Source organism: Thermodesulfobacteriota bacterium (genome assembly GCA_040753795.1).
In the GTDB taxonomy this organism is placed as follows: domain Bacteria; phylum Desulfobacterota; class Desulfobacteria; order Desulfobacterales; family Desulfosudaceae; genus JBFMDX01.
The window spans coordinates 418775-430991 of record JBFMDX010000002.1 but is presented as its reverse complement, the minus strand read 5'-3'; the positions used below and the strand labels follow the sequence as shown (position 1 = coordinate 430991).

Sequence of the window (12217 nt, the reverse complement as noted above, 5' to 3'; positions counted from 1 at the left end):
TAAGGAGGAAGGATCATGAAGATGAGGACGACGTTTTTGCTGATGACGGCGCTGATTGCGCTGCTGGCGGCTACAAACGGGATGGCCGCTTACCATCACGAGGGAGAAAACGATTCGAGTAACTTTCTGGGCGCTTACCCCGGCAAAGCCGGCACCAAGCTCGATCAGTGCGTGCTCTGCCACAAGGGTGGTTCCTATGAAGGGTCCAAGGGCACGGTAACCCTGGGAAGCTGTCAGTGGTGCCATTATTCCTATGGGTATGACGGCAGCGGGAATATCACCGATACGCTGAACGCCTACGGCATGGCCTACTTTACCGGCGGCCGGGACGCCGAAGCCGTGACGAACATTGAAGGGCTGGATTCCGACGGCGACACCTTTACCAACATCGCCGAGATCAATGCCAACCGTTATCCCGGGGACGCGACCGATGACCCGAGCAAAATTACGGCTCCCTTCCGGGTTTATACCCGGGCCCAGCTCGAAGCGCTTTCCCAGCACACCCAGTTTTTATTGATGAACGCCAGTCGTTCCCAGGACAACTATGTTCAGTATACCGGTGTTCCCATGAAAGACCTGCTGGATGACGCCGGTATTCTTCCGAGCGCCACGGGCATATGGGTTTACGCGCCGGATGGATGGTCCCAGTCTCATCCGCTTGAGTTTGATGCGGCCCTGGAGATGTACCATGTCTACGGCAACATGCCGGGCCAGGCCTACCAGTATCCGCCAAGCACCTACTTTTACAACATCGAAGCTGACGCGGACACCAACCCCGACTATGGCTGGTGCGATTACAGCGCGCCGTCCTGCGTCGGCCGGGCCCATGGGGACAACATTACCGTTGCCGGCGGGTTAAAGGCGATCCTGGCGCTCAAGCGGGAAGGCGCCAACCTTGACCCCGGTGTCCTTAATGACGAAAACAAACTGGATGGAGAAGGCCCCTTCCGGGTGGTGGTGCCGCAGAAGTATCCCAGCGCTCCGGATCAGTCCAGCCGGTCCGATCAGCAGGAAGTCGTCTGGCCTTACGTCGAGGACTGGGACCATAATGCCGGCGCCTGTAGCCGATCGGCCACCATCATTAAGGTCGAACCCCTGCCGGAAGGGACCACCGACATCGATATTCTCGAGGCCGGGTGGAATTATGTCGATCAGGAGAAGATCGTGATCTACGGCGCCATTGACGGCGATTCCAACGGCAACGGTCTGGTGGACAGCGAGGAAGGAACCGGCAGCGACGATTATGACGGCGACGGCATCCTCGACTATCAGGATACGGACACGGCCAAGCCAAACAGCGCCACGGGCCAGGGACAGGTCATCCTGCACACCTCCGCCGGCGCCTTTGCCGCTGTAGCGGCCATGAACGATGACGACGCCGATCTGACCCAGACGGGCAAACCGAACCAGGAATTCCCCTATGGGGTTTTTGATTTTCAGGTGACGGGGCTGGCGCCGGGCGGATCGGTGGTCATTACCATCGTCTTCCCGGATGCGGTTGTGCAGTCGGCCAGGATTTACAAAATTACGGCGGCCGGCGGCTGGGTCCAGATGCCCTTTAGCAGCAACGACGGCGACGAAACCATCACGGTCACGCTGACCGACGGCGATCCGGCCACGGACGCGGATGGAGCCGCCGACGGAACCATCCATGACCCCTTTGCCCTGGGTGAAAAAGCCGGCGGTTCGTCGGGCGGGTCTTCCGGCGGCACCTGTTTTATTGACACGATTACGGCCGAATAGCCTTTATTCCAAGGAGCCGGGAGGGCGGACAGGACATATTTATCCGATTCGCCCTTCCGGCATTCTTCGCCCGCGACTACCCCCTGCCATCATGATGGTGTTATTTTCAGTTTGTTTCCGTCGGTATCCGATAGTATATTGCCTGATTATTGCCTGTATTCACCAAATGACCCAAAAGTGCATAAGCGCATTTTCATGGAAAGAAACCAGTGGAGAGGTGACATATGAGAAAATATGTGGTGATCCTGACAATGCTTTTAGCGGTGATGCTGCCGCCGGTTTTATCCAGGGCCGAAGAGTCGGCCGCAAAAACGCTGATGATGGCCACCACCACCAGTACTGACGACACCGGCCTGCTCGATTACCTGGCGCCGTTTCTCCTCAAAGATACAGGTATCGACCTGAAGTGGACGGCCACGGGAACCGGCAAGGCGCTGGAGTTGGGAAAAAACTGTGATGTCTCGGTGCTGCTGGTGCACGCGCCGGAATCGGAAAAAAAATACGTGTCCGACGGGTATGGCGTGGAGAGGCGCGAGGTGATGTATAACGATTTTATCATCATCGGGCCGGCGGCTGATCCGGCCGGGATCAAGGGTAAAACCGCGGCTGAAGCACTGGCGACCCTGCGGGACAGAAAGGCGGCTTTCGTCAGCCGGGGGGACAATTCCGGGACTCACCAGCAGGAACTGGTGTTATGGAAAGCCGCGGCAGCAACAGTTCCGGACAGGGAATCCTGGTATGTTCAGACCGGCCAGGGCATGCTGGCGACGATTAATATCGCGGCCGAGAAAAACGGCTACACCCTGACCGATCGCGGCACTTACATCAAATACGGCGCCGCCGCGGGCGGCAGCCCGGCCCTGGCTATCCTGGTGGAAGGAGACGCGCGGTTGAAGAATCAGTACAGCGTCATGGCCGTCAATCCCGGAAAATGCCCCGGGGTCGATATCGACGGCGCCAGGGTGTTTGCCGCCTGGATGGCGGGCCCGACGGGGCAGAAACTGATCAATGATTTCCGCCTCATGGGGCAACAATTGTTTTTTGCCAACGCACTGTAGCGGCGGTCTTCAGGCCGCCAGGATGCCTTATGGATTTTATCGTTGCCGGAATCATCGAAGCCGTGTGCCTGCTGGCCACCGGCGATCCCGAAACCTATTCGGCGGTTTACGCCAGCCTGCGGGTATCGGCCATGTCCATGGGGGCCAGCCTGGTCATCGGCCTGCCGGCCGGATTTCTCCTGGGGTATTCCGATTTCCCGGGCAAGCGGCAGGTCCGACTGTTTCTGGACACGATGCTGTTTTTACCTACGGTCTTCATCGGTCTGCTGGTCTATGCCCTGATCTCCTCCCGGGGCCCTCTGGGTGAAATGGGGCTGCTGTTCACCCTGCCGGGCATCGCCATCGGTCAGACCCTTCTGGCCCTGCCGGTGGTCATGGCCCTGACCGCCACCGCCACGGAAGAGGCGGACAGAAATCTGCGCCTGACCCTGACGTCCCTGGGCGCCGACCGCCGGCAGATATTGCTGACCAGCCTCTGGGAAACACGCCATGGCCTGGTCACGGCGGCCCTGGTGGCCGCCGGCAAGGTCATGACCGAGGTAGGGATCTCCATGATGGTCGGCGGCAACATCAAGTGGCATACCCGCACCATCACCACGGCCATCGCCCTGGAGACCAACAAGGGACTTTTTGCCATGGGCATCGCCCTGGGGCTGGTGCTGCTGCTGATCGCGCTGACGGTCAACCTGGGCGTGATGTTTTTGAAGAGGCGCTAAAGATCAAAAAATGCCTGACGTAATTTATCGCCTGACGGATGTCGTTTACGGCTATGACCGGAAGCCGGTCCTGGAGATAACGGAGCTGCGGATTCCCGGCGGCATGATCACGGGCCTGATCGGTCCCAACGGCAGCGGCAAAACAACCCTGCTCAAAATTCTGGCTTTTATTATTCAACCGGATGGCGGACAAGTCCGGTTTCGGGGCGATTCCCCGTCTGCCGGACGGCGCCTGGTCACCACTTTTCTGCCCCAGACCCCGTTTCTGCTCAACCGCACGGTTTTCGAGAATGTCGCTTACGGTTTGCGCCTGCGGGGCCTGAAGGAGGGGTTGGACAGGCGGGTTGAGGAGGCGCTGGCCCTGGTGGGGCTGCCTGCCGATGGCTTTCGCCGCCGGCGACCGGAAGCGCTCTCCGGCGGGGAGTGCCAGCGGGTCGCCATGGCCGCGCGCCTGGCTGTCAGGCCGCAGGTCCTGCTCCTGGACGAACCCACGGCCAATGTCGACGCCGAGAGCGCCCGCCTGATCAGCGAGGCGGCCCGGCGGGCGGTAGACGACTGGGGCACGACGGTGGTGGTGGCCGGCCATGACCTGCACTGGCTGTATGAAATCTGCGATCAGGTCTTTCAGATTCATCAGGGCCGGGTCTGGCCCGCCGGAGACCGGAACGTCATTCCCGGTCCGTGGCGTTCCCCGGGCGGGGTTTTTTGGGAAAAAGCCCTGTCCGACGGTCAAACGGTGCGGGTGAGCCGGCCGCCTTCGAATCGCTCCTCGGCGGTGGTCGAGTGTCGGGCGCTTCTATCCGGAGAGCCGCCGCCGGACACCTTCCCCATCAGAACCCTCATCACCCGCCTGATCATGGAAAAAAATTCCGGGAAAATCCTGCTGACCCTGGCTGCCGGCAACCTGGTGCTGAACATCCGGCTGACGTCTGAAGAGATCGCCGCCCACGGCCTCTATCCGGGCAAGGAACTGACCGTTTATTACGACATGACACCGATCATGTGGATCTGATGATTCGCGTCCTCACATAATTTTCAATAAGGGAACGGCATCCCTGTTTTTCATGACGCGGCAAAAAAAGGATTATATCCCCAGCTTCTTCATCCGGTTTCGCAAGGTACTGGGATTGATTTGGAGCATGGCCGCGGCGCCATTCGGGCCGTGGATGCGGCCTTTGGTCAGATCCAGAACGTGTTTGATGTGGCGGCTCATGGCCTCGTCCAGTGACAGCACTTCCCGATCGGCCGGGTGCCTGTCCGGCAGGGTCTCTTCGGTTGGCTCCTGGGTAATGGTTTGAAATAGAAGCGGACCGCCTTTACTTAAAATAAGTTCCCGCTCCACCACGTTTTCCAGTTCGCGGACATTGCCCGGCCAGGAATAATTTTTCAGGCGGACGATGGCGTCCGGCGCCAGGGTGGGTCGCTTACGGTATTTGAGCTCCCGGGACTTTTGTTCAATAAAATGGTCCACCAGGGCGGGGATATCGCTTCTCCTGGCGCGCAGGGGAGGGATCTTGATGGGAAAGACATTGAGACGGAACCAGAGATCCTCCCGGAACTTGCCTTCGGCCACCATCTCTTCCAGGTTCCGGTTGGTGGCGGCGATGACCCGGATATCAACGGAGATCGATTCGGTACCGCCGACGCGCTCGATGATTTTATTCTGCAGCACCCGCAGCAGACGCACCTGGTCCCGGAGGGGCAGCTCGGCGATTTCATCTAAAAAAATAGTTCCACCGTGGGCGCGTTCAAAACGACCGATCTTCTGGCTGACGGCGCCGGTAAAGGCCCCTTTCTCATGACCAAACAGCTCGCTGTCAATAAGTGTTTCCGGAATGGCACCGCTGTTGACCCGGATAAACGGGCCGTCCTTGCGGGCCGAGTGCTGATGAATAAAATTGGCGATCAACTCCTTGCCCACGCCGGTTTCCCCCAGAAGCAGTACCGGGCTGTCCTGGCCGGCGACCAGATGGGACATTTCCATCACCCCCTTTAAACCGAAGTTGCCGCCGACAATATCGCCGGTCACGGGATGATGCAGTTCCTTTTGAAGAAACTGTTTTTCTTCTTCCAGGAGTTTGTTGAGCCGGATGATTTCCCGGTGCTTCATGTGGTTTGAAAAGGCGATAAAAAAGGGATCATGCAGCTGGGAAAAGAGCCGCAGGTGATCCTCGGTCAGCACGTTGCGCCCCTCCGTACCCAGGCTGGCCACGCCGATCGGCATATCCTTATCAAGGAGGAGCATGACCAGGACCGACCAGTCGGTTCCGAAGTGATTAACGTAAGCCTCCATGGTGGGATCGAGTCCCGGTTGATTGATGAGCCTGGTTTTCCCTAATCTTAAAATATCCTCGGCCAGTAATTTTTCCTGCCCCCAGGGCATGATCGACTCAATTCTGTCGGCGATAAATCCGTAACTTTCCGCCAGAACCCGGAAGGACTTAAGCCCCTCTTCCCAGTGGTAAACAATCATTGTCTGCCCCGGCATGAATCTGCTTAAGTATTGCAGGCAATGGGATACGCCGGCCTGCAGGTCAAGATTGCCGCATAACCGCCGGGTAACCTGACGGAATATTTCATCGGTGTTTTCTATCGGCTCTTTTAACGATGGCAGAATGTCGGTCTGTTGGTGGTCTTTAACAATGCTTTCAAAAATCAGCTGGAGCGATCCTTTCAGATCGGTAATCAGACGGGTGTGTTCTTCGGTAATTCTGTTAGTACCATCGGCAGCGAAAAAAATGGTGCCGCAATCAGGGGGCTTTCCCGCGAAATTCAGGTTCAAGGATGACCAGTTGGCGGCTTTGCCTCTTTTATAGATATGGTTACCAACCACATCCGTTGAGGGGTCATTGATGATGTATGTTTCCGGTACAACCCCCTGCTTAAAGGGATCCATAACCAGATCGGGCATGGCTTCAAACACGAAATTGGTTTTTTCAGCCCCGGTTTCGGAAGCCTGGGCCAGAACCCGCATCAGGTGACGGTCCGGGTCAAACTGGACCACATAAATCCGGTCTATCGGAAAAGTATGCTTTATATAATGATAAGCATCTTCAAGTGCCGTGTAGGGTGTTGCTTCAAGAATTTGCTGATGTACGCGACGGACCAAGGAATCCAGTTCAACAGTCATGGCTGTACCCCCAGAAAAGTTGCCGTATATGACAATAATAGTTAATTTTGTCATATATGACAACCGAAAACGTCATATCCGGCGAACAGGAAACCATGTGTTTTGCAACATACTGAATATGTTTAATGAAAATAACGGCACGGTTGTTGCTCAATCAATAGCCAAGAAAGACGCTCGCTAAAGGGGAAACCAATAAAAAAGAGGGAGCAAGGAATGAAAAAATTAGCTGTTATTTTAGCCGTTGGACTCATGGTAAGCATCAGCCTGACAAGCATGGCCCTGGCCGGGGGAAGCAACACCTACACCTGCAACACCCGCTATCCCGTTATACTGGCACACGGCATGGGCGCTTCGACGAAGGTTCTGGGTATCGTGGATTACTGGTGGGGTATTGTGCCGGCACTGCAAAAGCAAGGCGCCAGCGTTTACTGTACCACGGTCAACGCCATGGACAGCACCGCCAACAAAGCCGCTAGTTTCAAGCAGCAGGTCATGCAAATCATGGCCGCGACCGGCGCCAAAAAAGTCAATATCATCGGCCATTCCCACGGGACCATCTATACCCGCTATGCCATCTCCAACCTCGGCCTGGCGCCCTATGTGGCCAGCTACACCAGCCTGGCCGGCCCTCACCGGGGCAGTTCCATCGCTTCCCTGATCATGTATGAATTGCCTGACTGGCTGCTGGCCGCCGGCGGTGATGTCATCGATTTTGTTTACGCTTTTATTTTCGGGGACACCAGCCCCGATTCCCTGCAGAACGCCCTTGATATCTGCCCGGATTACATGATCAACACCTTTAACCCCAACACGCCCAACATGCCCGGCATTTACTACCAGAGCTGGGCCGCCAAGGCCAAAACAGCCTGTCCCAGCGTCATTCTGAATCCGACCTGGCTGGTCATGCTGGTCGAAGAAGGGGCCAATGACGGGCTGGTCAGCGTGGAAAGCGCCAAATGGGGCAATTTCCGCGGAGTGCAGGAGGCCGCCTGGTACAGCACCGGCTGCGATCACCTCAACATTGTCGGTCAGTTGTTCGGGGTAACGCCGGGATTTGACGCGCCGCAGTTTTTCGTGGATATTGTAAAGGACTTGAAAGCCCGCGGCTATTAAACCGGTTTGAATAAATCAGGAGACAGACAGGGGCAGCCGAAGGGCGGCCCCTGTTTTTTTTGGGAAGAAACGATGAAGGGCATTAATGGAAGAATCATTTTCGCTTTTGTCGGCCTGCTGTTACTGGGCCTGTTGATTGGCTTGTACACGCGGCAGCCTGCGCCGGAAGACACAGCCTATATTTTTGACCGCGCCACCGGCCCGGCAATCGAGCAGATTGCGGCATCAAAAGAACAGATCACGGCCATAAAGACCCATGAACAGACCCTGCCGGGTGATGACAAAGGGGGAATACCGGACGAAGGGCCACCGGGAGAGGGGTCCGTCATTAAGGACCTTTTTTCTCAAATTATTGTCAGCTCGGGAACCACCCTGCACTATTTTACCTGGCTGGGTCATGAGTTTCGCCAGGCAACTTCCCGCGAAGATCATCTGGCTCAGGTCAAAGAGAAAATTTTCTCCCAGTTTCCTCCTGAAGAGGCCGGCCGGCTCTACGCCACATATCAGCGGTATCTGGATTGCGAAATAGCCGTGGCCGATTTGACGGCACGCTTCGGGCCGGTCACCACGGCCGAAAACGGCCTGGAACTGTTAAGAAAGGTTCAGGAGTTTCGACGGGGGTCTCTGGGCCGGGAACTGGCGGACAAGCTGTTCGGCGAGCAGGTCAAGGAAAAGGAATACAGTATCCGGCGAGCCGCCATTGTCAACGACGGCACCCTGTATGCCGCGGACAAACAGACCCAGCTGGACCGGCTGACGCAGGATATGTGGGGCGACTCCGCGGATTCTGAGGCGGTATCCCAGGGATCGGACCCCTATGAAAAATACCAGGCCGCCCTGGCCATGCACCAGAAAGACTTGGCTGAGATTACCGGAGAAGCCGAGCGCCAGGCCGCCATTGACGACATCCGCAATCAGTATCTGCAGCCGGATGCCGTCGAGCGAATAAAAGACGTGGAACGGCAGGCGGCGGAACGGCAGCAGCAGGAGCAGGCCTATTTCTCGGCGGAAAAGAAAATTTCAGAGGACACCTCGCTTTCTGAAGAAGCCAGGGAGGAGCAGATCGACCAACTGCGGCAGCAGATGCTCGGCGATCAGGCCGAGGCCATGAAAAGAAGGGAAGCGATTGAAACCGCCAGGCAGGAGCAGCTCAAAAAGGCCGGATTAACGCCGGATTCCGGCCCGTAAAAGTGAGGCCGCCAGCACCACCAGCAGGAAAAAGAAAAGCCAGTCCCCCCACCGCGTATAAACCGTTGTCCCCGTTAAACGCGAAAATGATCCGGAAATCCGCTGGGCGCGAAACAGATCACTGCTGGCCATCAGGCTTCCATCCGGCGCGATCACGGCGGAAATGCCGCTGTTGGAAGCCCGCAGCAGCCAGCGGCCGGTCTCCACGGCCCGGGCCCGGGCCGCCCGCAGATGACAGCGGGGCATGGCCGAATCGCCGAACCAGGAGTCGTTGGATACATTGACCAGAAACGCGGCACCCTGCTTCACGGACCGTCGGACATAGCCCGGGTAGAGGATCTCAAAACAGACGGATATCCCCACCCGGCCGAGGGACGTCATCAGACAGGCCGGTGTCGTGCCCGGCACAAACCGCTCCGGAGCGTTATAAAAACGAAAAAAAGGGCCGATCAGCGGCGCCCTTTCCGAGTACGGCAGGAGAATATGCTTGTCATATCGTTGCAGGGGGCGGCCTCCGTCGATCACATAAACGGAATTGAAAACGCCCTGTTGCTGCCGGTCATGTTTCAGCCCGCCGGCGATCAGTAAATTATTTTCACCCAGCATCCGGGCCAGATCCGCGAAGAACGGTTCGGTCAGACTTTCCGGACGATTGAGTACGGTTTCCGGCCAGACAATGACGCCAGCCCTTCCCGGGTCCGCCGACACGCCGCTGAGTTCGATATAGGTTTTCAGTTGCTGGTAAAACCCCAGGCCCCCCCAGCGGTCTTCAGGTGAAAAATTGCCCTGAACAATGACGACAGGCGTTGACTTTCCGACGGAAGGCGCGGCAGTCATCAGATAACGCCGGGCTGATCCGTAGCCCCAGGGCACAGCTATTACCAGGGCCAGCAGCAATGACGCTGTTTTAGGCCTGCTCTCTGATTGCCGTTGACCAGAGCGGCCGGTTGCGGCCAGGGGGATCAGCAGAGCGTTGAACATCACCCCAAAAAAAGAAACCAGGTAAACCCCGCCCAGATCGACCATTTGGAAATAGGCCGGCCAGTTCACCAGGGCATAACCCAGGTCGCCCCAGGGGACCAGCAGCGGAATCGTGCTTTTGACGTAATCGCCCAGCACCCACAGACCGGGCACCACCAGGGCATAAAAAACCAGACTCCGGTTGTGTAAAAACCGGTAAAAGAGGGCAAATGTCAGGTGAATCAGCCAGACCGGCAACATCAGAGCCAGGCAGAAGAACAGAGCCGCCGTAGCCACGGGCAGCCGATAATGTCCCGTCAGGGCGTTGAACACCCAGTAACCCATGCCGGAAGAAAAAACGATCGAGAACAGGGTTATCCGTCCGACAAGCGCTTTCCATGTCGTTGCCCTTTCAAGGGACAACAACAACGGGAAAAGGGCCACAAACGAAATCCACCACAACGAATTGATGGAAAAAGCGACCGTAAAGAGTATGGCGGACAGAGGCGCCAGAGCCATCGGCGGCTACATCTCCTTCGAAATTGGCCTGCTATCCCCGCAGGTCCTTGCGCAGGATCTTGCCCACGTTGGTTTTAGGCAGGATATCCCTGAACTCGTAATGCTTGGGCACTTTGTAGCCCGTCAGGTTCTTTTTGCAGAAATCCTTGATCTCGTCCACGGTCAGGGAAGAATCTTTTTTGACCACAAAGAGCTTGACCGCCTCACCGCTCTTATCGTCGGGCACGCCGATGACCGCGGCTTCCATCACCTTGGGATGGGTCATGACGACTTCCTCGATCTCGTTGGGATAGACGTTGAAGCCCGACACGTTGACCATGTCTTTCTTGCGGTCCACCAGCTTGACGTAACCCTGTTCGGTCATATACCCCATGTCACCGGTCTTGAAAAAACCGTCGGCGGTGAAGACCCTGGCCGTTTCCTCCGGTCGGTTATAATAGCCCTTTGTAACCTGAGGGCCCTGGATGCAGATTTCGCCAACCTCATTTAACGGCACCTCCCTGTCCTCGTCATCGCGGATGGAAACAAGGGTGGAGGAGATGGGCAGGCCGATGTAACCGCTGTATTCCTTGATATGGATCGGATTCATGCAGGCCGCCGGCGAGGTTTCGGTCAGGCCGTAGGCTTCCACCAGAGTCACGCCGGTGACCTCCTTCCAGCGCCGGGCCACCGGTTCCTGCACCGCCATACCGCCGCCCAGGGAGGTTTTGAGGTGGGAAAAGTCCACCGTGTTAAACCCCTCGGTGTTCAGCAGGGCATTGAAAAGTGTGTTGACGCCGGTCATGGCGGTGAACTTCCACTTCTTCAGCTCCTTGACGAAATGGGGAAAATCCCGAGGGTTGGTGATCAGCACGTTCAGGGCGCCGATGGAGGAGAAGACCAGGCAATTGGCCGTCAGCGAAAATATGTGGTAAAGCGGCAGCGGCGTGATCATGATCTCGCTGCCTTCGGTGATCTGCTTCCGGATCCAGGCCCGGGCCTGGAGGACATTGGCCACGATGTTGCGATGCGTCAGCACGGCGCCCTTGGAAACGCCGGTGGTGCCGCCGGTGTATTGCAGGAAGGCGATGTCCTCCTGTTTGACGTCGGCCGGCCGGAAGTTCGCGGCATTCCCCCGGGAAAGGGCCTGCATAAAAGGCACCGCCCGGGGCAGGTCGTAAGCGGGAACCATCTTTTTGACGTGCTTGATAACCGTGTTGACCAGCAGCGACTTGGGAAAGCCGAGCATGTCGCCAATGCCCGTGATGATAATGTTTCTGACGGGCGTCCGGGCCACGACCTCTTCCAGGACATGGGCGGAATTGGCGAAGATGACGATGGTCTCCGCACTCGCGTCGTTAAGCTGGTGCTGGAGCTCCCGGGCCGTGTAGAGGGGATTGACGTTGACCACCACCATCCCCGCCGACAGGATGCCGAAAAGCGACACCGGGTACTGGAGAACGTTGGGCATCATCAGGGCCACCCGCGCCCCGGGCTGAAGGTTGAGCTCGTTCTGCAGGTAGCTGCCAAACTGCCGGGATAGTTGCCGCAGTTCCCGGTAGGTGATGGTCTTGCCCATCTGGTGGAAGGCCGGCTTGTCCGCGAAACGGTCATAGGCGGTTTCCATGATGTGGGGAATGGATGCGTACTCGGAAAGATCGATCTCGGCAGGCACTCCTGGCGCGTAACTGGACAACCATATTTTTTCCATTTCAGGTCTCCTCCGTCAATTAGGATGACAAGACACCCCGGATCCGGAAATATAACAAATTGTTACTGTTAGTATTGTTTATGGTTTCTTGCCGTCGCCT

General features: G+C 57.2%; 9 protein-coding genes. 6 read left to right on the top strand and 3 right to left on the bottom strand.

The features are described from left to right. The first annotated feature begins 15 nt into the window (after positions 1-15). From AB1724_04760 to AB1724_04745, 4 genes are all read left to right on the top strand, one after another. The gene (locus AB1724_04760) at positions 16-1743 is read left to right on the top strand and encodes a GEGP motif-containing diheme protein (protein MEW6077097.1); all 1728 of its coding nucleotides are present in this window, start codon (positions 16-18) and stop codon (positions 1741-1743) included. A gap of 224 nt (positions 1744-1967) precedes the next feature. After that, positions 1968-2801 (top strand): substrate-binding domain-containing protein, encoded by an 834-nt coding sequence (locus AB1724_04755; GenBank protein ID MEW6077096.1) that lies wholly within the window; start codon positions 1968-1970, stop codon positions 2799-2801. Positions 2802-2830: 29 nt separating this feature from the next. Beyond that, entirely contained in the window at positions 2831-3517 is a 687-nt protein-coding gene (locus AB1724_04750; GenBank protein MEW6077095.1) for an ABC transporter permease, read from the top strand. Between the two features lie 10 nt (positions 3518-3527). Further along, on the top strand, positions 3528-4529 hold the full coding sequence (locus AB1724_04745) for an energy-coupling factor ABC transporter ATP-binding protein (GenBank protein MEW6077094.1): 1002 nt from the start codon (positions 3528-3530) through the stop codon (positions 4527-4529). A gap of 72 nt (positions 4530-4601) precedes the next feature. Here the strand turns inward: AB1724_04745 and AB1724_04740 are convergent, their stop codons facing one another. Beyond that, positions 4602-6647 (bottom strand): sigma-54 dependent transcriptional regulator, encoded by a 2046-nt coding sequence (locus AB1724_04740; GenBank protein MEW6077093.1) that lies wholly within the window; start codon positions 6645-6647, stop codon positions 4602-4604. A 213-nt stretch (positions 6648-6860) separates the two neighbouring features. On the opposite strand from AB1724_04740, the gene AB1724_04735 reads away from it, so the two are divergent. Beyond that, positions 6861-7760 carry an alpha/beta fold hydrolase gene (locus AB1724_04735; protein ID MEW6077092.1) on the top strand — a complete coding sequence of 300 codons (900 nt, stop codon included), beginning with the start codon at positions 6861-6863 and terminating at the stop codon, positions 7758-7760. A 72-nt stretch (positions 7761-7832) separates the two neighbouring features. Continuing rightward, complete coding sequence (locus tag AB1724_04730; GenBank protein ID MEW6077091.1) at positions 7833-8948, top strand: lipase secretion chaperone; 1116 nt, start codon at positions 7833-7835, stop codon at positions 8946-8948. Here AB1724_04730 and lnt read toward each other — a convergent pair. Continuing rightward, on the bottom strand, positions 8925-10427 hold the full coding sequence (lnt, locus tag AB1724_04725; GenBank protein MEW6077090.1) for an apolipoprotein N-acyltransferase: 1503 nt from the start codon (positions 10425-10427) through the stop codon (positions 8925-8927). The two genes, AB1724_04730 and lnt, sit on opposite strands and share 24 nt — an antisense overlap. A 31-nt stretch (positions 10428-10458) precedes the next feature. Further along, positions 10459-12117, bottom strand: coding sequence for an AMP-binding protein (locus tag AB1724_04720; GenBank protein ID MEW6077089.1), 1659 nt, complete (start codon positions 12115-12117; stop codon positions 10459-10461). Positions 12118-12217: the final 100 nt, after the last annotated feature.